Annotated in this window: 20 protein-coding genes and 1 pseudogene; 13 read left to right on the forward strand and 8 right to left on the reverse strand. The window is 69.0% G+C overall.

From position 1 onward, the window contains the following. Nucleotides 1-134: 134 nt before the first annotated feature. Both ACF07B_RS07240 and ACF07B_RS07245 read right to left on the reverse strand, forming a co-directional pair. Nucleotides 135-419, reverse strand: a complete 285-nt coding sequence (locus tag ACF07B_RS07240; protein ID WP_392178093.1) for a hypothetical protein — start codon at nucleotides 417-419, stop codon at nucleotides 135-137. A 185-nt stretch (nucleotides 420-604) separates the two neighbouring features. After that, entirely contained in the window at nucleotides 605-1,156 is a 552-nt protein-coding gene (locus tag ACF07B_RS07245; protein ID WP_328457137.1) for a hypothetical protein, read from the reverse strand. A gap of 94 nt (nucleotides 1,157-1,250) precedes the next feature. On the opposite strand from ACF07B_RS07245, the gene ACF07B_RS07250 reads away from it, so the two are divergent. The 6 genes from ACF07B_RS07250 to ACF07B_RS07275 all read left to right on the forward strand — a co-directional run bounded on the left by ACF07B_RS07250 (nucleotide 1,251) and on the right by ACF07B_RS07275 (nucleotide 9,368). After that, nucleotides 1,251-1,763 carry a PadR family transcriptional regulator gene (locus ACF07B_RS07250; protein ID WP_328457139.1) on the forward strand — a complete coding sequence of 171 codons (513 nt, stop codon included), beginning with the start codon at nucleotides 1,251-1,253 and terminating at the stop codon, nucleotides 1,761-1,763. A 276-nt stretch (nucleotides 1,764-2,039) separates the two neighbouring features. Next, nucleotides 2,040-2,540, forward strand: coding sequence for a hypothetical protein (locus tag ACF07B_RS07255; RefSeq protein WP_392178094.1), 501 nt, complete (start codon nucleotides 2,040-2,042; stop codon nucleotides 2,538-2,540). Nucleotides 2,541-3,310: 770 nt separating this feature from the next. Next, nucleotides 3,311-4,969, forward strand: coding sequence for a hypothetical protein (locus tag ACF07B_RS07260; RefSeq protein WP_392178095.1), 1,659 nt, complete (start codon nucleotides 3,311-3,313; stop codon nucleotides 4,967-4,969). Nucleotides 4,970-5,372: 403 nt separating this feature from the next. Beyond that, a complete protein-coding gene (locus ACF07B_RS07265; protein ID WP_392178096.1) occupies nucleotides 5,373-5,834 on the forward strand; it encodes a hypothetical protein in 462 nt (153 codons plus the stop codon). Continuing rightward, complete coding sequence (locus tag ACF07B_RS07270) at nucleotides 5,821-6,435, forward strand: hypothetical protein (RefSeq protein ID WP_392178097.1); 615 nt, start codon at nucleotides 5,821-5,823, stop codon at nucleotides 6,433-6,435. Before ACF07B_RS07265 ends, ACF07B_RS07270 begins: the two co-directional genes overlap by 14 nt. Nucleotides 6,436-6,974: 539 nt before the next feature. Further along, the gene (locus tag ACF07B_RS07275; protein ID WP_392178098.1) at nucleotides 6,975-9,368 is read left to right on the forward strand and encodes an ADP-ribosyltransferase domain-containing protein; all 2,394 of its coding nucleotides are present in this window, start codon (nucleotides 6,975-6,977) and stop codon (nucleotides 9,366-9,368) included. A 131-nt stretch (nucleotides 9,369-9,499) separates the two neighbouring features. Here the strand turns inward: ACF07B_RS07275 and ACF07B_RS07280 are convergent, their stop codons facing one another. Then, on the reverse strand, nucleotides 9,500-9,712 hold the full coding sequence (locus ACF07B_RS07280; RefSeq protein WP_384233096.1) for a hypothetical protein: 213 nt from the start codon (nucleotides 9,710-9,712) through the stop codon (nucleotides 9,500-9,502). An 8-nt stretch (nucleotides 9,713-9,720) separates the two neighbouring features. Here ACF07B_RS07280 and ACF07B_RS07285 point away from each other — a divergent pair. Then, nucleotides 9,721-9,813 (forward strand): annotated as a pseudogene (locus ACF07B_RS07285) (IS5/IS1182 family transposase); the annotation flags it as partial. Between the two features lie 58 nt (nucleotides 9,814-9,871). On the opposite strand, the gene ACF07B_RS07290 reads toward ACF07B_RS07285, so the two are convergent. After that, nucleotides 9,872-10,651, reverse strand: coding sequence for a DUF4253 domain-containing protein (locus ACF07B_RS07290; RefSeq protein ID WP_392178099.1), 780 nt, complete (start codon nucleotides 10,649-10,651; stop codon nucleotides 9,872-9,874). 509 nt (nucleotides 10,652-11,160) lie between these two features. On the opposite strand from ACF07B_RS07290, the gene ACF07B_RS07295 reads away from it, so the two are divergent. After that, nucleotides 11,161-11,835 (forward strand): DUF4232 domain-containing protein, encoded by a 675-nt coding sequence (locus ACF07B_RS07295; RefSeq protein ID WP_392178100.1) that lies wholly within the window; start codon nucleotides 11,161-11,163, stop codon nucleotides 11,833-11,835. 182 nt (nucleotides 11,836-12,017) lie between these two features. Here ACF07B_RS07295 and ACF07B_RS07300 read toward each other — a convergent pair whose 3' ends face one another. Beyond that, the gene (locus ACF07B_RS07300) at nucleotides 12,018-12,767 is read right to left on the reverse strand and encodes a hypothetical protein (RefSeq protein ID WP_392178101.1); all 750 of its coding nucleotides are present in this window, start codon (nucleotides 12,765-12,767) and stop codon (nucleotides 12,018-12,020) included. Between the two features lie 485 nt (nucleotides 12,768-13,252). Here ACF07B_RS07300 and ACF07B_RS07305 point away from each other — a divergent pair, with 485 nt between their 5' ends. Genes ACF07B_RS07305 through ACF07B_RS07315 form a run of 3 tightly spaced genes read left to right on the forward strand, consistent with a single transcriptional unit; the run spans nucleotide 13,253 to nucleotide 16,690 of the window. Beyond that, nucleotides 13,253-13,663: a hypothetical protein gene (locus tag ACF07B_RS07305; RefSeq protein ID WP_329297335.1), complete on the forward strand. Its 411-nt coding sequence runs from the start codon at nucleotides 13,253-13,255 to the stop codon at nucleotides 13,661-13,663. A 58-nt stretch (nucleotides 13,664-13,721) separates the two neighbouring features. Continuing rightward, on the forward strand, nucleotides 13,722-14,414 hold the full coding sequence (locus ACF07B_RS07310) for an ABC transporter ATP-binding protein (protein ID WP_392178102.1): 693 nt from the start codon (nucleotides 13,722-13,724) through the stop codon (nucleotides 14,412-14,414). Continuing rightward, a complete protein-coding gene (locus tag ACF07B_RS07315) occupies nucleotides 14,411-16,690 on the forward strand; it encodes an ABC transporter permease (RefSeq protein WP_392178103.1) in 2,280 nt (759 codons plus the stop codon). Before ACF07B_RS07310 ends, ACF07B_RS07315 begins: the two co-directional genes overlap by 4 nt. 365 nt (nucleotides 16,691-17,055) lie before the next feature. On the opposite strand, the gene ACF07B_RS07320 is transcribed toward ACF07B_RS07315, so the two are convergent. From ACF07B_RS07320 to ACF07B_RS07330, 3 genes are all read right to left on the reverse strand, one after another. Next, entirely contained in the window at nucleotides 17,056-17,322 is a 267-nt protein-coding gene (locus ACF07B_RS07320) for a hypothetical protein (protein WP_392178727.1), read from the reverse strand. A 377-nt stretch (nucleotides 17,323-17,699) separates the two neighbouring features. Continuing rightward, nucleotides 17,700-18,596: a MarR family transcriptional regulator gene (locus ACF07B_RS07325; protein ID WP_392178104.1), complete on the reverse strand. Its 897-nt coding sequence runs from the start codon at nucleotides 18,594-18,596 to the stop codon at nucleotides 17,700-17,702. Nucleotides 18,597-18,735: 139 nt separating this feature from the next. Next, a complete protein-coding gene (locus tag ACF07B_RS07330) occupies nucleotides 18,736-19,254 on the reverse strand; it encodes a helix-turn-helix domain-containing protein (RefSeq protein WP_384233081.1) in 519 nt (172 codons plus the stop codon). Between the two features lie 133 nt (nucleotides 19,255-19,387). On the opposite strand from ACF07B_RS07330, the gene ACF07B_RS07335 reads away from it, so the two are divergent. Continuing rightward, nucleotides 19,388-19,879: a YbaK/EbsC family protein gene (locus ACF07B_RS07335; RefSeq protein WP_384233080.1), complete on the forward strand. Its 492-nt coding sequence runs from the start codon at nucleotides 19,388-19,390 to the stop codon at nucleotides 19,877-19,879. 206 nt (nucleotides 19,880-20,085) lie between these two features. Continuing rightward, nucleotides 20,086-20,286: a type II toxin-antitoxin system VapB family antitoxin gene (locus ACF07B_RS07340; protein WP_369484200.1), complete on the forward strand. Its 201-nt coding sequence runs from the start codon at nucleotides 20,086-20,088 to the stop codon at nucleotides 20,284-20,286. Nucleotides 20,287-20,314 lie beyond the last annotated feature (28 nt).

Below are 20,314 nucleotides of genomic sequence, written 5' to 3' on the forward strand. Positions count from 1 at the left end.
GCCGGGGTTCGGCTCGCGACTCCCACCCTCAGGGCTTCAGTCGGGGCACGTCCCCTCCGACGGCATGTCGGAGGCCGGTGGCGGGCCTTGCGCCTGAGGAGGAGGCTTGGCGGCCGGGGCCGGGATCAGCTTCGCTACGAGGCGATGCCGTGCGATGCGATGTGGTGCGGGACGTTCCAGCGCGTGACCCGCGTCGCGAAGGTGAGTGACAGCCAGTCGCCCTTGCCGCCGGCCCGGCAGGTGGGGATGTCGACGCCGACCGGTGTGTCCGCGGGCGGTGCGCCCGTGAACCCCCGTGGTGGGCCTCGGCTCGCCGCCCCGGCCGGTCTCCCTGAGCCGGCCGGTGGGGTGTGGGCCGGGAGGGCGGGCAGGTTCAGTGAGCAGGCGACGGTAGCGGTCGAGTGAGTGGTCCTGGTCATGACGATCCCCCCGGATGGCCGCGCGGCGGTTGACTCGTTGTGGATCAGGGTCTTTCCGTCAGGCGGCCCTCCGGAGGTGCTCATACTTCCCGGGGCCCGTCCGCAGAGCGCCATCCGGTCCGATCGCGCCGCAGACCGGGGCGCGCCTGCCCGAGGAGCGTCCGGCACCGAGTGTCCGGTATTGGCTAGCCCCTGGCCTTGGCCTGGGCGGCGGCGACGTAGCGCACGGTGAACAGCACGGGGACGACGAATCCGGCGGCCTGGACAAGTGTCGCCGTCGTGGAGTGGCCCTGGCCGGCGTGGGCGAGAGCCGCGAGGGCTCCGGCCGTGACGGCGAAGGCGGCGGTCCAAACGGTGGTGATGACCACGTTGACCCGGACGAAGGGCTTGAGGCTCCAGACTTCGGGTGGGGTGGTGCGCTTGGCGATGCCCAGCGTGAACGGCTTGCCCGCGAGCAGTGAGGCCCCGGCGATGAGAGCCAGGGTCGCCGAGGAGAGCGCCGCCGAGTAGGCGTGTGCGACCGAATGGGGGTCTGCGAAGGCGACGACCGCCAGGACCGCGAAGAAGACGGCCGAGCCGGTTTCCATGATCAGCGCGTCGAACCCGACTCCCGTCCGCCGCTGCTGGGCGATCACCGCCACCGCCACCAGCAGACCGGCGAGCGCCCCCCACTGCCACTGGGCGGACGGGACCACTGCGAAGACGATCCATGGAAGGAAGGCGCGTACGTACGACATCGAAGACCCCCGGGTTGCCGACATTCCTGTTTTGACATGTCGAAACTAGAAGTTCCACCCTCGACATGTCAAGAGTGGAAGGTAAACTGACGGCATGAGCCTTCGACACGCCCTCCTCGGACTCCTGTCAGAGCGACCCGCCAGCGGCTACGACCTGCTGAAGCGCTTCGAGACCTCTTTGGCCAACGCCTGGCCCGCCACGCAGAGCCAGATGTACACGGAGCTGTCCAAGCTCGCCGACAACGGCCTGATCAGCGTCTCGACCCAGGGCCCGCGTGGCCGCAAGGAGTACACCCTCACCGACGAGGGACTGGCGGAACTGCGCCACTGGCTGACGGAGATCAAGCCCCAACGCCACACCCGCAGCGACATCCTGCTGCGGGTCTTCTTCCTCAACGTCATCACACCCGACCAGGCGCGCAGCTACCTCACCGAACTCATGGAGCTGTCGGAGCAGGAGCACGAGGCCTTGCGTCGACTGGCCGACTCCATCGACTGGGGCGACGACCCGCTGTCGGTGAACGGCAAGATCGCCCTGGAGTACGGCCTCCGCTTCAACACAATGCGCCGCGAGTGGGCCGCGTGGGCGGCCGACCAGATCCGCTAGGGCGTGTCGGTAGGTGACGGGCGCGTTCTCGGGCGGCCCCCCAGGCAACGACACCTACCACTGCGTGTTCATGGCGCCCCTGACCGCCGCACCGCGCGGCGCCAGCCGGGAACTCGGCCCGAGCACCGTCACCTCCGACGACGGATACCCGCTCTCAGCATCCGTGCGGCAGCGACCTATACGGACGCGCCGGCGGCTGGGCAGAGCCCGCCGGCCGACCTCCTCGCGTTGGCCGTCGAGGCACTCCCCCGCCCCAAGGAACCTGTAGCGCTCGGCGTGCGAACCATCACCGAGGCCAGCACATCCATGACGGCGCCCGCTCCACTGGACAAGCAGTCGAACAGCACGGCACAGCGGCGCAGACAGACCCCGGCACAGTGCTCAACCAGGCACCTCGGCACATACCGCGAACTCGAGCCCGACCGGACCGACGCGCCGAGCATCCATGACTCCATCGCCACCGAACCCCGCTCTGACGAAGCGAAGCTGATCGCCTACCTGCGTTCCGGAACCCGGCTGGCCCTGTGCGGTACAGCCTCCTACGACGAACTGCGCGGTGACGTGACACTGATCGGCGAGAACTCGCTGCGCACCGATGGAACGTGGTTCTGGAACTCGGACCTGGCCTACTACGTCAAGACCTACCACCTGGCGCTCGACGACCGCTTCGTCGCCCATGCCGCCGGCTCCGCTTGGAGACCGCCCCACATCAACGCCGCCGAATTGCTCGCCCTCTGTGATCAACTCTGCGACGCCGACGCCCCGTGGTCATGGTGACGCTGAAGCCAACCCGTCAGCCCTGACCGGAGTTCACGATGCGGATCATCCCCTCCCCGGCCTGCATCGAGCCGAGTTCGAAGTCCCCACGGCCAGCAGCCGGACTCCGAAGCCAGAGCAGTTCCTCGGACCACGTTGCGGCGGGGCGGGCTCGGTCCGTCGGATACCGCGGGGACGTGGGGCCTGCCGGTCGGTCTTGCCGCGCTGCTGGCCTCGGTCCTGGCGCTGCGCAAGCCGGAGAAAGGCAACACCGCGGCGCTGTCGTGTGACCGCCTGGGAGCGGTGGCCCGGCTCCGGACCCCGGTGCACCTCGTGCTCCGCTCATCAAGCGCACACTCCGTCTGCCAGTCGGCCCAGGCCGACTCGGCTTTCGGCTGGTGAGCAGCATGGCAGCGTGCACTGACACCTTGTCAGCGTGCTGGGAACAGAGGTTTGGAGTTTCGAAGAGGTGACCGGAAAGTACGGTGTCTTCGGCCTCGCCATACGCTTTCCCGGTTGCCTGCGTCGAACGGAGATACCCGTGCCCAGAGGCGTCACCATCGGTGCGACCCAACGGCGCGATCAGCAACGTCCGCATCTGTCCCTTCGCTCTTCCCCCGGCCGACGCCGCGTCCGCCGATGACCTGCCCAAGGTCGCCCAGCTCGACTGACACCTGACCGTCATTGCGTACCGCCGCCCGCACCCGGACACCCCCGGATGCGGGCGGCGCCGGACACGGATCCGGAATCCGGCTCCGCCCACGCGACCCATCTCTGCCCTGGGAACCTTCATGAGACGCAGCACCTTCCTGGCCGCGGCCACCGCGACCGCCCTGTCCGCATCCCTGTTCACGGGAACCGCCCCGGCCCACGCGGACGGCACCACCGACGGTCCGGTCCTGTCCGACGCCGACGGCTGGTACGAACCGGGCCTGCTCTTCGTCACGGCACACTCCGACAGCCCGCTCACCCGCATCACAGCCCACTTCTCCCCGCTGGACGCACCGGACGGAGCGCCGGAGGCCGGATCGACCGAGGACTTCACCCAGTACTCGGGGCAGGACGCCCGCTCCGGCGTCTGGCGGGCGCCGGTGCACCTGGCCGAACTCGGCGACTACCGGGTGACCGTCGATCTGCAGGATGCCTCCGGCGCCACCGTCACCGGGGCCCTCTCGCCGCACACCCTGCACTACCAGACCGTCATCACCGTCACCGGCCTCACCGCCACCCCGAACGTGCCGGACTACCTCCACCAGGACGTCTCCGTCAGCGGCACCCTCGTCGCCCGCGACCCCCGCGACCCCGGCACTCCGGCTCCCGCCGGCGGCATCACCGTCGACGTCGACGCCGGGCACATACACAAGACCGCGACCACCGGCACCGACGGCCGCTTCACCGCCGCGTTCGTCCCCACGGCGCCGTCCTTCCAGCTGTACACCGCGCCCGAGGCCTCCAGCAGCTACCCGGGGGCCGTCCACCCGCCGATCACACCCTTGAACCTGCACACCGCGCAGGCCCCGGTCCGCTTCTCGGCCAGCACCCACACCCTGAACCTGCAACAGGGTGCGACAGGGACCGTCACCGGCCACGCGGAGGTCCAGACCGCCTCAGGCTGGCAGCCGCTTCCGCACACCGCGATCACCCTCCAGGACCAGGCGCATCTGGCCGGCCAGACGACCACCGACAGCCAGGGCAACTACACCCTGCACGTCTCCTCGGACAACGCCGCCCCGAGCGCCGAACTCGTCGCAGGCACGGGCGACATGCCCTTCCAGCAGCCGGCCACCGAACCCTTCAGCCTCCACGTCCCCTACACCACGCACATCGCGCTGAGCGCATCACTCGACGACGACGGGTCCCTGCAAACCCACGGCTACGTCTATTACGACGACACCCGCGCCCACTGGCCCGCCAAGCCCACCGTCACCCTGCAGTACTCCAAGGACGGCAAGAGCGGCTGGAAGGACGCCGCCACTGTCCCGCTCCTGATCCACCACAACCGCGCCCTGGTCCAGGAGACGTTCGCCCGCACCCTCACCAAGCCGGACACCGACGCCTACTGGCGGACGCGCTTCAACGGCAACCCCGACCTGGGCACCAGCACCACAAAGCCGGTGCACCTCTACCGCTACGCCACCCGCATCACCGGCTTCCACGCCTCCTCCGACACAGTGCGCAAGGGGCAGTCCATCAGCTTCGGCGGCATCCTCCAGTACAAGAAGGGCACCACCTGGAAGCCGCTCTCCGGCGGCGCGCCCACCCTCTACTTCAAGCCCCGCGGCTCCACCACGTACCGCTACGTCTGCGAACTGGCCAGCGACCACAACGGCCACCTCACAGGCCTGGTGACCGCCAAACAGGACGGCACCTGGGCCCTCGCCCTCAGCCGCGAGACCGGAAGCCACTACCTCACAAGCACCAGAGTCACCGACTACGTCGACGTTCACTGACCCGCGTCACAACGCATCCAGCACGCACCGCTCTGACAGTCCGGCCGGCCCGGTGAGTACGGGGCCGGCCGCCAGGACAACACGATGCGAGGGCAATGGCGGTGTGCCGCCGGTCCGTTCAGTTCAAGCGCCACTGCTGGCTGTCACCGCCGTCGCAGTTCGAGAGCTCCGACTGGGTGCCGTGGCTTTCACGGCGCTGTGGAGGCCACGAGGAGCGGTATTGCGCGAGTTGCCGGTCTCGATGCCGGTTGCATCCGCACTTGTCCGGAGGCTGAACACCCCCCTTTACCGGACTGTCCCTCTGGTTCAGCGGCGCGCAGCTGGCCAACTGGCCAATATCGAATCCCAGGTCGACCCAAGGGTCCCTTTTGATACTCCTCACGCCGTGATGTGAGGCAGCGCCATGAAGAAGATCACGGCGATAGCGGCCACCGCCCTGACCACCGCGACGCTGCTGTCCGGCCTCGCACCCTCCGCACAGGCCCGACCCGGCCCCGTCGTACGGCACCCCTGGGACAAGCGGGTGCACGGCAACGCGACCGGCCCCGACGGCCGTCACATCGTCACCCGATTCGGCACGTCCGGCTGCGGCTGGAACCACCTCGCCAAACGCCACAACATCCACAAACGCTCTACGCTGGCCGCAGCCGTCCACGGCAACGTCGACCGCAACGACCACCACGGCCACCACGGCCACCACGGCCACGGCAGGTCAAGTTCACCGTCATCGTCCAGTACACCCGAAAGACAAAAGACGGGCTGTACGACGCCGGCAGGGGACAGAAGATCGGCGTCATCAGCGCTTTCTGCCGCAACCATCGAAACAACAAGTGCCCCGCATGGATGCATCCGTGATCGACCCTGAAGACCGCGAGCAGCAGGCGGACGTCACCCGCCGCCTGCTGTACTTCCTGAACGCTCCGGTGGCCGAGTACTGCCGCCTGCGCGGCGTCCTGCCCGCACCCGGCGCCGTACGCATCGCCATCCGTGCCGGGGACGACGAGAACGCCCGGGACTTCCTCTACGAGATCCCCAACGACACGGTGACCCCGTACTACGTTCCCGGCCTGTTGCGTACGGTCCTGACCGGACCTCAGCTCTACAGCAGCAGCGATGTGGACAAGGTCATGGGGATGACACTCATCCGCCTCCGGCCGGAGGACATCACGCCGGATCCGGAACCCGAACAGGGCCGGGCGCTCACCACCGTGCAGGCACTGTCGGGCCCCGGCGACGACGAAGACCCCTTCCTCATCGGCTTCCTGATGCACGGCCACGGCCTGCTGCGCCTGTACACACAGCGCACCGACCGTTCCGGCATCATCGGCGCCGACATCCGCCTCACCGAGACGCCCGCCACCGCGCTCATCGCCTCCCTGCCCTCCCTCATCGAGGAGGACCAGTACCGACAGCCTGCGCCGGACGACCCGCACTGCGATCTCCTCGTCGACCTGACCAACTGGTAGGGCCGTACGGCGTGCAGACCCTTTGCACTCGTCCCTTACGTCGATTGGGTACTCCAGCCAGGTCAGACCTGTGGCCCGCTGCCCGGTGGCGGGGTGGTACAGGCGAAGCGGCCAGGGCCGCAGCGGCCGTGGGCTCACCGCGGGGGGCCACCCCGACCGTCGAACTGACGGTGGCCGCCGAGGTCGCCGCCCTCGCCCTGTCGGCGGCCACGCTGCAGCAGCGCCGGCACCGAGCCCGATCTCGCCGCGGCGGCACCGCTGGCCCAGGCCGTCAAGAACGTCGAGTCGACCCGGTGGCGCCAACTGCTGCGACCGGGGCGCCATCGACGTGGGCTTCGCCTTCGCGGCCCGCGGCGGACCGCCGCCGCCGCCGTCGGAGCGCCCGCTCCCTGGCTCACCTCCGTTGTCGAGGCCTTCCGGGCGATGTGGGTTCACCAGAGCGTGACGGCAGGTCATAGACCCCTTGTCGGGGCTGCGTTGTCAGTGGTGGGCGATACGTTCGAGGTCTTGGAACCGCTGTTGCACGACAGGAGTGGACGATGACCGAGAGCAGTGTGCTGCCTGCGCTCAGGGTGGTACTGACGGACGTCAACGAGCGTGTGGTGGAGGCGTGGCGCGCCGCGTTCGCCGACACCCCCGGCATCGAGATCCGCAAGGGCTCGATCCTCGACGAGGACGTCGACGCCTGGGTCACCCCCACCAACTCCCAAGGCCGGATGGACGGCGGGGTCGACGCCGTCATCAAGCGGTACCTGGGGTCCGGCATCCAGGTGCGCGTCCAGCGGGCGATACGTGACCGGTTCGCCGGCCCCATGCCGGTGGGCAGTGCGGTCTGCGTCCCGTCCGGCGCGACCGTTCCCCGGTACCTGATATCGACGCCCACGATGGTGCGGTCCTCGCAGAATGTCAGTGCCACGCTGAACGTGGCGCTGGCCTGCGCGGCCGCTTTCCAGGCCGTTCACCGGCAGAACCGGAAGAAGCCGGGCAGTATCCGGTCTGTGGCGCTGGTCGGGTTGGGGGCGCAGACCGGCCAGGTGCCGGCGCGGGTGTGCGCCAATCTGATGTGGACCGGCTACACGCTCTTCCACGACCACTGGTTCGAGGACGACGACGAGCTGCGCTCCACGATCATCTCCCAGCTGCACGGGATCGAGAGCGCGCCTGTCGACCAGCGGGTGCGCATCGTGCCACCGGCGGCCGCCACGCCGGTCGCCCCCGCGTCGGCGCTCGAAGCTGCTGCTCCTTCCTCTCCTTCTGCCACGACGAGTGAAAGCGCGTCCGCCATGACGGGATCGACGACCGGCGTCCCGGCTCCGGGCCAGCCACTGCAGCCCCAGCCCGGGGCGAACGACCCCCTTGCCTTGACCGAACTCTTCGACGGCGGCGGGGAATCCTGGCTCCCGCTGCTGAAGCCGGTCATCGAGGCGCAGCCGGACGCCGCGCGGTTCATCGGGAAGGGCCGCAGCCATGAGGTGGTCCCGGTCCGCGAGCTGACGTTCCAGGCGCTCAAGCCGAACCCGCCGCACAAGTGGAAGGTTGTGGTCTTCGGCCAGAACCCGTATCCGCGGCAGGAGAGCGCCACCGGCATCGCCATGTTCGACAACACCTTCAGCGACTGGAAGGACAGCCAGTTCGGCCGGGTCGTCAGCATCCGGTGCCTCATCAAGGCGGCGGCGATGTGGAAATACGGCATCGCCAAGAAGACCCCCATCGCCGACGTGCGGGCGCTGCTGAAGGAGCGGGACACGGTCCAGCCGCCGGAGTGGTTCCAGGCGATGCTGACCCAGGGCGTGCTCCTGCTGAACGCGTCGCTGACCGCGAGCGGTGACGGGGCGATGGGGGCCGACCAGCACACGGCGTTCTGGCGGCCGGTCGCCGAGCGGATCGTCGAGGAGATCCTCAAGGCCAAGCAGGACGCGGCCGAGGAAGACCGTGGGGTCGTGTTCGCGTGGTGGGGGGCGCACGCCCGCAGCCTGAAGCGGGTTGTCCTGCGGCTCCAACAGAAGTACCCGGACGTCGAGGTGCGGCACCTGGACCACGCCAACCCGGCGGCACAGGGCGACATCTTCTGCGAGGGCGACCATTTCGCCCAGGTCAATGACGCTCTGACCTCGTTGGGCGCCGACGGCATCGACTGGCTGCCGAGCAAGGGGTGGAACGAGACGGCGGTCGGCGCGGGCGGTGCGGACGGGGGCGTCGCGGCGCGCATGGGCGCTTTCATCGAGTCGACCATGAACCTGCACCAGCTGTACCTGGAACGCCTCACCAGCGTCAAGGACGAGGGTCTGGTCCTGCCCGCGATCACCGGTGTCTTCGACACCCCTCTGATGGACTTCCAGGACGCCGTCGCTCCGGTCTCCGGGGCGCTGTCCGGGCTCGCCGGGCACATCCAGCGCTCCCGCGACTTCGGCAAGCGGCGTGCAGACCAGGTGGCCGACGGCGGCCCGTCCGCCGACGCGATCGCCGCGCTCCACCTCTACACCTGTGAGTCAGCCTTCTACCGCGAGATCAACAGCGTTCTGCGCTCCCCCGACCGCACCAGGGTCACGCCCTACCTGCCGTACCTGCGGCTGCTGTTCTCGGCGGTCTCAAAGCTGCCGGCCTACACGCAACCGCTGTGGCGCGGAGTGTCGCTGGACCTTCGGACGCAGTACCCGGTAGGCCGGACAGTGACCTGGTGGGGCGTCTCCTCCTGTACCTCCGAGCTGAAGGTGGCCAGGGCGTTCTTGGGCAGTCGCGGCAAGCGGACCCTCTTCGAGGTGACGCCGGCCCGTGCCGTCGGGATCAAGCGCTTCTCCGCCTTCACCGGCGAGGAGGAATACATCCTTACGCCAGGCACCCAACTCAAGGTGACGGAGGTACAGAGCGAATCCCGCGGGCTGTGCACGGTCCGGCTGAGCGAGGTCACGGACGCCGCTCCCGTGGTCTCCTGAACCACCACCCCCCGTCCAGGTCGCGGTCGTGGTTGCCGGACGCTCCCGCCCGGCAACCACGTGGCAGAGGCCCATAGCGGCAAGGGCTGTCGGCCGCCGACTGCAAGAACAACGGCTCCGGCTGCCGCACGTTAGAGAGCCCACCAGCAATACAGCTGCTGGCCGGAGGTGTGAGCGCGCTGAGCCAGACCGGCCAGGGCTTCCAGGACACCAGCCGTGACCTCGACGCTGATACCGATCTGCCGGAGCTCGTCCGTCTTCGACCACGGTTCAGCAAAGCGGACAAGGTCGTCCTGTGCTGCCGAGGCGAGGGCAGCGGTCACGGTGTCCGTCAGGCTGACCACGAACGCCCAGGATTCTCCGCGACTGCCGCCAGCGCAACACCGGCCTCCACCACGCCGTCCAGGCCGTCGCCCACATGCACAACCTCGCCCTCGCCGCATGACCAGAGGCACCACGAACCGGCCTCTGACCTGCCCAGACACGACCTTCTGCAACACGCTTCAGTCCCACCAGAACGACCAGAAGGTCCGTCCCGGGAGGTCCATCGCGTAGTCGGGGAACGGCGTGGGCGGGTCATCGACGATGTTGTCCGCGGTCGACAGCACGTGCTCCAGAGCGAGCAGGTTCGCGTGCTCTGCTTCAGCGGGAGGTCTCGCGGCCGAGACGTACAGCTCGCTGCCGAACACCGCCACGAGCCGTGCGCCAAAGCGGTCCTCCCAGCTCCGCGTGAGCGCGCACAGCAGAGGCAGGTATCCCCCTCCGTACCAGCCGATCGAGGCCAGAGCATCGCTGCCGCGACGGGCAGGAACGAGCATCAGACGGCACTCGTACAACAGGCCCCTTCTGACCAGCCACGCCAGCAGGTTGGACGCTGCCTGCTCGGGCGACGGGCTTGCGGGCGTAGCCGGCATGGGCGGTGCCAGGCCCGGCCATTGTTCGAAGGGCGGTCCCGGGTCGTGGGGCCACGGCTCGATTCCTTCAGGTGCCGGGACGGGTGTCGGGTCGCTCCACCAGGGCAGCCGGCGGCGCCGGTATTCGGCGAAGTCCGTGGCCAGTTCCTCCTCCAGGCTGACGGCGTCGACCTGGTCCAAGCTGAGCGGTGTTCCCAGGGCATCGGGCTCGCAGAGCAGCGGGACCAGGCCGTATGCACTCTGGTAGCTCAGCAGACGAGGCCACAACTCCTCGACATCCCGAGGAAACTCGTCGGAGACCCACACGCGCGGAAGACCGGAAGGCAGGAACCGGCCGGGCGGCAGACCATCGGGCAGGGCAAACGACATGAGCGCACCGTAGACCGTGGCACCGACAACGCAGCTGCCCCCGGATCCGAGCAGACTTCACGGCTGTCTGGCGCGGGCCTCACCTGTGGCAGCTCAGGCGGTGGGACTGCTCAGTCGGCTGGATGCCACGTCGTCGGTTGGCCGGTCTCCGAGCGCGAACTGCTCTTGCGGGGCGCACCATCGGCAGTCGGGTTCGGTGCGGGAGTTCATGAGGTCCCGTGTGCGGGTGCGTGGGCGGTGCTCTGGACGGCAGGGTGTCGGCGGAAGCATCCCAAGGCGCGTAGGGGTCTCGTGATTCACGTCCCGCGGTGTTCCAGCGGGATCCGACGTCTGCGCTGCCGGTTCCCAGCACGGGCGGGAGATGCGGGTGGCGTGTCCTCTGTCACCCTGGTCACCGTCACAATGTCACAAGCCTGTTCATAGATCGCTCCCTCTCGGTGTGATCGGAGAGCAGCGTCCCTCCCATGAGGCACTATCACGGGGACATTCCGAATCCCGGGGGACTTCTCATGGCTCACACAGCTCGTTCACGCCGTACCACCGCCGCGCTCGCGGCTCTGTCGCTCGGCATCCTGGCGGCCCTGACCGCATGCAACGGCGACGCCGAGAACGACGCGGCCGCCCCGGGCACTCATGCGAGCCCTTCTGCTACGCGTGCGGACAAGGGCACCAACACGCCCTCGTCGGCCGGCCCGAGTGACAGCGGCACCGGTACCGGGAAGTCCTCCGGCAGCCCCAGCACCCCGCCGTCGTCGAAGCCCGGGTCCGACGACGGCCAGGACGGAGGCGTGGGCATGTGCGAGACGGCCGACCTGAGCTACAACGTCACCGTCGCGTCCAGGCCCGTCAACCACGCTTTGCTGACCGCGAGCAACAAGGGCAGCGACCCCTGCCTGCTGTCGGCGAACGAACTGGTGATCACGATTCCGGGGCTCGACGGCGCCGCGGAGCACATGGGACCGGACGGCAAGGACTGGATTCTTGAGCCCGGCCAGAACGCGTATGCCGGGATCATGTTCTCGCGGGCCGACACCGCAGGCGGCAAGAGCGCCGACAAGATGGAAGTGGCACTCACCGCTTCCGAAAGTCCGACGACCGTGCCGATCAACGATGGTCCCGTCACGGTCAACGACGGCCAGGTCACCAGCTTCTTCGGTACCGCCGAGGACGCACTGACCTACTGATCACCCGCGTCGGCAGGGCGAGCTCCGCCGGGAGCGCCTCCCGTGACGCCCGGGCCCTGAACGCGATCTGGACCCGAGACGCGCGCTCCCCTGCCGACTGAGAGAGAGGCCTGGAACCCAACGAGTTCCGGGCCCTTCTCGCCGAACGGTTCGTCGGCGTGCTCGTGGCGGGGTGTCTCGCCTCAGCGGTGCTGGGCCTGTGTCATGCGAGCAACTTCCTTGCGGATGAGGGCCAGGGGGAAGTGGCCTTCGTGGTCCACGTCCAGCATCGTGAACTGCGCGGTCACACCACCGACTCTCACCAGAATGTGCTGCTCGTTCCGTACGGAGACGCGGCGGCCACTGCGCAGGCCGGACCCCTGCTTCACCGGCACGGTGATCCGGAAGGCGATCGACTCGTCGCCGAGGCGGGGGATCGTCTCCGGCGCCAGATGCGCGGTGTACTTCCCCGTGAAGCCGACGCCGCTGTAGTCGTGGCAGGCCGGCAGTGACGTACGGACACGGGCGAAGGCCGTCTCGGCATCCGTGCCCGCGTAGGACGCGAGGGTGCCGCCGCCCGCCCAGATACTGCCCTTCCAGTTGAAGACCTGGTCCACGACGGCCGACGCGTCGCCGGCGCCGAGTGCGTTGAGCAGCTTCTCGCAGGAGCTGTCCGGGACCGGCGGGAAGGTGCTCTTCGAGTCCGTGTGCGCCCGCTCGTCCGCCGAGACACCTCTGTTGCCCGGAACGTCGTCACCGGTGAGGGCGATGGACTGGAGGGCCCGGGCCGAAAGCGGTGGTCCCGCGGCGGCGGAGGTGACCGGGGTAGCGCCGGACGAGCCGCTCGACGCCTGAGGGCCGGGTGTTCCTCCGCCCGTGCCCGCACAGCCGGTGAGCCCCCACAAGGACAGTGCCGCGCACACCAGCAGCCATCCGTTTGCCCGTACCTTCACCCGTGCCCCCCAGCCCCTCGTGATCAAGGGAGCCGATCCTACGACCAGTCCCTTGTCAGGGCCACGCCGAAAAGGTGGAGCGCTCAGGTGTCGTACGTGCCGTCCCATGGTTCGGAGAAGCCGAGGCCGTCCGGGCACAGCCGGGTCCCATCCTCGTCCGCGCCCGTCCGCATCCCTGAAGGCCCCGTCGCCGCCTCGGCGACGGGGCCTTCGGCGTGCCCGCACACCCCCAGGAGATCTCCATGACGCGTGCCCGGCACGCGGCGTACCCGACCGGACCGATTACGTATTGCACACGGCTCACCCATAGTCATGGCAACGCACAGGAGGAGCAAAGGCATCGCAAAGAGCGTCCGCCGCCGGGCCGGACAGACAGGACAAGATCCAACACATCGTCATGATCCCGCCAATTGGCCGATGTTAGTTTTCATACCGCTCTGACCTGACCATCAGAGTCATACAACAGAAAACAAACGGGAGAAAAAGTGCGCAAGTTGGCAGTAGGCGCCCTCGCGGCCGGCCTCTTCGCCATGGGGGCGGGCACAGCGTTCGCCGCCTCGTGGCACGACATTCCGACACTGTCGACCGGCGGTGCGAAATTCCACCACGGCGAATACGCGTGGCACCCCGCGGGCGAGGACCACGGCGCCTTCGAGTGGAAGGGCCAGCTCCAGGACGCCGACCACGGTGACGACCACAACGTGTACGTACAGGTGAAGGTCGAGGGCTACGACTGGAGCCGCTACAACGGCAAGCAGGGGCAGACCGTTCCGCTGAACTACTCCAACTGGGCGCCCTCGCAGCGCTACACCGACGACGCGTACATCCGCGTCTGCCGTGACAAGGGTTCGTTCAACCCGGACAACTGCTCGCCTACCAAGCACTACCAGCGGTAAGCAAAAGCACACCGCCAAGTACCGGGCCCAGGCTGACCTCCTGGGCCCGGTCGCTTCTTTGGGGGAAGCCATCAGTACGTCAGAAGTCCTTTCCGCCAAGGGCGTCGACCTTTCCTACGGCAAACACCTGGCTGTCAGCGACGCCCACATCTCGATCTCCCGGGGGGAGGTCACGGCCATCACCGGACAGAGCGGTTCGGGCAAGTCATCGCTGCTGTACTGCCTCGCGGGAGTGCTGCCTCCCGCGCGCGGGCAGGTCCGGTTCGAAGGGAAGCCGCTCGGCGATCTCACCGACGACGAGATCAGTACGCTGCGCCGTGAACGCTTCGGTTTCGTCTTCCAGTACGGCGAACTGCTCCCCGAGCTGACCATCGAGGAGAACACCGCCCTGCCGCTACGACTGGCCGGGCAGCGCAAGCGGCCCGCGCTCGCGGCCGCCGGTGAAGTCCTCGCCCGGCTCGGACTCGGCGAACTGCGCGAGCGCCGCCCGTCGCAGGTGTCGGGTGGCCAGTGCCAACGCGTCGCCGTCGCACGGGCCCTGGTCCACCGCCCGGCCGTCGTGTTCGCCGACGAGCCGACGGGCTCCCTGGACAGCGCCAACGCATCCGCCGTACTGAAGGAGTTCCTCGGCCTGGCTCGCTCACAGGGCACTGCCGTCATCCTGGTCACCCATGACCCCGCCGTCGCCGCGCAGGCCGACACCCACTACACGATGTCCGACGGAATCCTCGCCCACCGGGGGGCGGCGTGAGGGAGTTCCAGCTCGGTCTGCGCCTGCTGTTCGGCTCCGGTCGCGGCAACCGCATACGCTTCTTCCTCATGGCGGCCGGCGGCTCCCTCGGGGTCTGCTGCCTCGCTCTCGTCCTGACCGTCCCGCAGATCCTCGACGCACACGACGGCCGGGCCGCCGCACGACAACCGCAGACCACTTCCGCGCGGCCCACGGGTTCCACCCTGCTGCTCCAGCGCACCGACCCCTACGGCTCGAAGGCGTTCACCCGGGTGTTCGTCGCCAAGGGGATCAAGAACGCCGACAAAGCCCCGCCAGGACTGAAGGAACTCCCGGACCCGGGCGAGGTGTTCGTCTCTCCTCGCGTACACGACCTGCTGCGTGACCGACCCGCCGTCAAGGGACTCCTGCCAGGTCACGAGAAGGGTCTGATCGGCGCGACCGGACTCGCCCACCCCGACGAGCTGTTCGCCTACATCGGCACGACACCCGACAAGATCGCCGGCGAGGGCCGCGCCCTGAAGGGATGGGGATACAGCTACGCGCCCTTCCCCGCCGTCGAACCCTCGACCCTGACGTACATCCGTTTCGCCCTGGGCTCACTGGTCCTGCTCCCCCTCGGCATCTTCCTCTCCGTCTGTGCCCGGCTCTCCGCCGCCAGCCGGAACCGCCGCCTCGCCTCCCTGCGTCTGCTGGGCCTGAGCACCAGGGGAACCCAGCGGGTCAACGCCGCCGAAACCGTGATGGCGGCCTTGCTCGGCGCGGTTCTCGGCCTCGGCGAGTACTGGGTTCTCAACCAGGTGATGACCCGGACGGGACTGCCCAGTCTGAGGTGGTACCAGGCCGACGGCGAGCTGTCCGCGACGACCGTCGGCGTCTGTCTGATCGGCTCCCCGCTCCTCGCCTGGTTCGTCGGCCGGGCCAGCGCACGCGATGCCGCCGCCAATCCACTGGCGGTACGCCGCACCGCCACCCCCAAGCGCCCCGCCAAGTGGGGCGGCCTGCTCCTTGTGACCGGCCTCGGCATCGTCGTCGGCTACTGCGCCACCGGCTTCACCGACCACCCCGCCAACAGCCTCGGCCCGAACGCGCTCCTGATGCCGGCGGGCATTCTGCTGACAGGCCTGGGGCTGATACTGACGCTGCCCCTGATCTCCTACTCCCTTGCCCTCCGACTGGCGCGAACCACCCAGTCCCTCACCCTGAACCTGGCGATGCGCCGCAACGAGGTCGAGCCGGGCAGCACCATGCGGGTCGTCACCGGCCTCGTGCTCCTCGTCTTCTCCGCCTCCCTGGCCCAGGGCGTCCTGATCCAGCTGGAGCAGGTCACCCGGCCGTCCTCTCCCGTGCAGGACTACTCCATCCCTCTGGCATCGCTCACGGCTCGGCAACAGCACGATCTCGCCACCCTTCCGGGGGTACGCGCGCACGCCGTGACGATGGAGTCCTGGACCGACCCCGATGGTTCCGCCGACCAGCCCTGGGCCAGCGCCGTCGTCGCCACCTGCGGCCAGCTGTCCAAGCTGGTGAGGCACTCCGACGGATGCGTCGACGGCAAGGTGATGCGGCTCAGTGACCCGAACGCGGGCACCGGCCAGGGGGCGCGCCCTGGTGACACCCTCCCCTTCCGCAACCCGAAGGGCGGGCCCGGCAAGACCCTGAACATCGAACTTCCGCACGACACCATCGCCTACAGTGCGTACGACCCGTCGGCGGTACACGGAGCGGACGTGCTCGTCCCGCCGTCGGCGCTGTCCGCCACGGGCCGCCCGGAGGGGGCGCGGTACGTCCTCACCAGCAGCTCCGACCACGACGAGGTCCGCAGGGTCCTCGACGGTGTCGCCGCTGTCGCCCCGACCATCGAAGTCGAACCCATAGGCGTGAACATCGAGGGCCTCCAGCAGATCGCCGTCCTCGAGACCCTGCTCGCCGTCGGCATGATCATGGGTCTGGTCATCGGAACCGCGGCCTTCGTCGTCTCGGCGACCGACCGGGCGGTGGAACGGCGCGCACAGGTCACCGCCATCACACTGATCGGAGCACGGGCCCGGACGATGCGAGCCGTGCAGTGCGTACAGGTCGTGCTCCCCCTGAGCATCGGGCTCGCACTGGCCCTCGTGACGGGCAAGGTCGCCGAGTCCTGCTACCTGGTCACTGGGGGCAGCGAGATCTACTGGGACTTCGCCGGCGTCCCGATGCTCGCGCTCGCAGCGGCAGGCGTGGCGGCCGTTTCCGCCGTCGGCGCACTCCCGCTCGTGGGACGGCGCATCGACCCGGAACTGATCCGGCGCGACTGACCACGGCGCTTGGCCCTCCTGGTCCGTCGGCTCGGACCGCTCGGCATCGAGCGGGCCGAGCCGACTCGAGAGGCGTATGAACGCCTTGGACGCCATCGACCCGGGCGGTGCCCGGCCTGGAGCATCGACTGGCAGCGCTGCTTCGCGTTGACTCTCGCGCGTCCGGGCTGGCGGTGCCCTGTCGATGCGGGCAGGCGAGGTGATCGTGCAGGGCGATGACCTCGGCACCAGGGCGGCGGCGCAGCGGACGGGTGAGTGCCCAGGAGTCGTCGTCCTCTCCTATGCGGGCCTCGATCTCCTTGATCTGGCCTCTCTTGGCGAAGTAGAGCAAGGGTGGCCGCCGCCGGCACGGGTGCCGCAGGGGGTCAACCTTCTCTGCGGTCCAGGACACGACGGGCCGCCTCTGCCTCTGCCGCAGGCGGCGACACCTCGTCGAGCGTGTCGAGTTCGGTGTCTGCCTCCAACTCGCTTTCCCAGGCCGCAGCGAGGCGCTCCTGCTCATCGCGTGGTGCGGCGTCGACAGTCCGCCGATCCTCCGGGTTCAGAGCCGCCAGAAATCTAGCCACCGAGTCCATCGGCATGCCGTACTCCTCGTCGCTGGACAGCGTGTTGATTCCCGCCCCGCCCAGCATGGTCAATCGGCTTTCGGTCGGTCGCCTGACACGGCTTCAGCACACTCGGATGGCCGCCGCCCGGACGGGCAGTCCCGGCCATCGACTCAAGCGAACGCCTGGGCGGCCGGCGGTGTCTGCGCCCGGAGGAGATCACTCCGGACCCGGAGCCCGAACAGGGCCGGGCGCTCACCGCGGTGCAGGCACTGTCGGGCCCCGGCGACGACGAGGACCCGTTCCTGATCGGCTTCCTGCGGCACAAGGGAGGGATCGTTGTCCCCCGCTTGGGCCCGGAGACCGCACGATGACCGGTACGGCGTGGCTCGCCAGCACGGCCGCGCCCCGGGCGTACGTCCGGGCCAGCCGGCCATCGTCCAGAGGAGCCCTGCCCCGCGGGTTCAAGGCTGGTCGAGTGCCTCGCGCAGGTTGAGGCCCATGGCGTTGTCCAGGGGGATGTCGCCCTCGCGGACCACGGCGTGAGTCAGGGGGCGCAGGAGCCGGGTGAGTTCGTCGGTCTCGCTGATGGTCAGCGCGGCGTAGGCGGTGGCGGCCAGTTGGTCGGTTCGTTCCTCGATCTGGACCTTGAGCCGTTGTCCACGCCGGGACAGCCGGCCGTCCTCGATGAGCCCTCTCTGCCGGAGGGTGTCGCGTCTCGATGTCCACTCCGCCTCGTCGAAGTCACGTGCCGGCGTGTAGACATCGCGTGGGATCCCGCTCGCGGTCGCATGCAGGACGTGTGACTCGCGGCCGGCGATCCCGGCGGCGGTCAGAGCCGCGACGTGACCGTCGCCGCGGTGTTCACGAAGAAGCGTCGCAGCCTGCCACAGTTGGGCAAGGGGTTCCTGTGGCACCGGCAGGGAGCGGTTGGCGGCGAAGAGGGCCCGGCCTTCGAAGGGGGCGGATCGAGCGGCACGCGTGGCAAGCTCCGCCGCCCTTGCCACCTCCGCGCTGTCGGCTTCGGGGCCGAGTGCCCGGCTGAGCGCACGCACGGATCCTCGTACACGCGCGGTGAGGGCCTCGTCCGGCGGAGCGAAGTCCCAGGCGGCCGGCACGGCGCGGCTCACCCGCTCGTAGGCGAAGTTGTAGAACAGCGCGTGCACGACGTCGGCGCCGACGTGGCCCAGAGGAGCGGCCCGTCCGGCGAAGTAGCCCATCCAGAAACCGCGGTAGCCCACCGCCTTGAACTCTTCCAAGGGCTCCGGGGCGAAGTAGACGACGGCGTGGATCGGTTCGAGCAGCCGCCAGAGGTCCCGGGCGACAGCGCCCCGGGCCTGCATCGGCATCCGCATTGGCATGACACTCTTCTACGCCTCGATCGGGGGCCGTGTCTCACGCACGATGTGTCCGATGGTTCGCTTCGCTTCCGCTTCCGGTGGACCGGCCGGTCGGAGCGCGTCGTTCAGTGGGTGCTTTCATCCTGCGGACAGCGGGTGGTCACTTGGGATGGCGCACGAGCAGTACGGCCTCGACGTCTGCGGTGGGCGCCCGATACAGGTGCGGGGTGTCGGCGGCCCACGCGGCGTGCATGCCGGGGCCGATCAGGACGGGGGCGGCGGCTTCACCGACGAGGGCGGTGCCGGTGAGGACGATGATGTGCTCGGTGGTGTCCGGGGCGTGGGCCGCGGATTGCTGTGTCGCTCCGGCGCGGATGCGGATCCGGTAGGTCTCCGTGACGCCGGTGTCGGCCTCGAATCTGTCGAGCAGCACGGCGTCGACGGCGTCCCCGGAGATCCTGGCGGGGGGTTCGAGATCGTGCAGAACGCTGCTCAGCGGGACTTCGAGTGCTTTCGTGAGGGCGTACAGCGTTTCCAGAGTGGGGTTGCGGCGTCCGCTCTCCAGTTCGGAGAGCGTCGCTTTGCCGATCTTGGACCTGCGTGCCAGTTCGGAGAGCGACAGCCGCCGCGCCTCGCGCAGCTCCTTCAGACGCGAGCCGACGCCGGCTGCCAGATCCATGATGTCCCTGTCCGTTTCGCGGAGCCGGTTGATTCCGGTTGATTCCGGTTGATTCCGGAGGCTTGAGAGATCTATCGTTCCACATACAGAACGTTCCGTATACGGAACGCCCCTTGGTGTGAGGAGGAGTCGCATGGCGTCCCAGGAAGACACGTCCCTGCCCGTCCGCAGCATGGACGTGGCCCGCGTCCTCGCCGAGGCCGGCGTGGAAGGCCGGGTGCGCGAACTGGCGGACTCGACGCGGACGGCGGCCGAGGCCGCCGCGGCCCTGGACTGCCATGTCGGCGCGATCGCCAACAGCCTCGTCTTCATCTCCGACGGCGAACCCGTCCTGGTGCTGACCAGCGGCCGCCACAAGGTGGACACCACGGCGCTGGCCGCCCGTTGGGGACGCGGCACGCTCCGGCGCGCCACCCCGGAGCAGGTACGTCAGGCCACCGGACAGGCCATCGGCGGAGTGGCTCCGGTCGGCCACCCCCAGACGCTCCCTGCCGTGGTCGATGCGGCCCTGGCCGACTACCCGCGGCTCTGGGCCGCGGCCGGAACCCCTCGCACGGTGTTCCCCACGACCGTCGCCGAACTCCTCCGGCTCACCGGCGGGCTCCTGCTCCCCGTCGGCCCGTGACCGCCACTTCCCGCACCGGCTACACGGCCGGCGAAGGAGAATCCCCGCGCGGCGTCGGGCCGGCCCGAGGAACCGGCCACGGAGCAGGAACCCGGTGCCGCATCACGCGACGTTCGCCCTGTTGTCGTCCTGTGCCACGAACCGCGGCGGGAACGAGTCGCCGCTGTACGGCTGTTAGAGTCCCGGACCGACGAAGGGGGCCGCTCGTGGCCAAGGTCAACATCAGTCTCGATGCCGAACTGGTGGTGGAAGTGATGGTCCTGGCCGGAGTCGGCTCACCCCAGGACGCCGTCGAAGCGGTCGTGCGGGACTACATCGCCCGGGGACACCGCACCGAGGCACGCACCGAGCTCAAAGAGCAGAGCCTGCGCGAGGTCGAGGTCAAACCGCAGGATCCTCACGGCTGACCACGGTGAGCGCGTGACGTCGCTCCAG

The sequence above is a fragment of the Streptomyces sp. NPDC015532 genome (assembly GCF_043078065.1).
Taxonomy (GTDB): Bacteria; Actinomycetota; Actinomycetes; order Streptomycetales; family Streptomycetaceae; genus Streptomyces.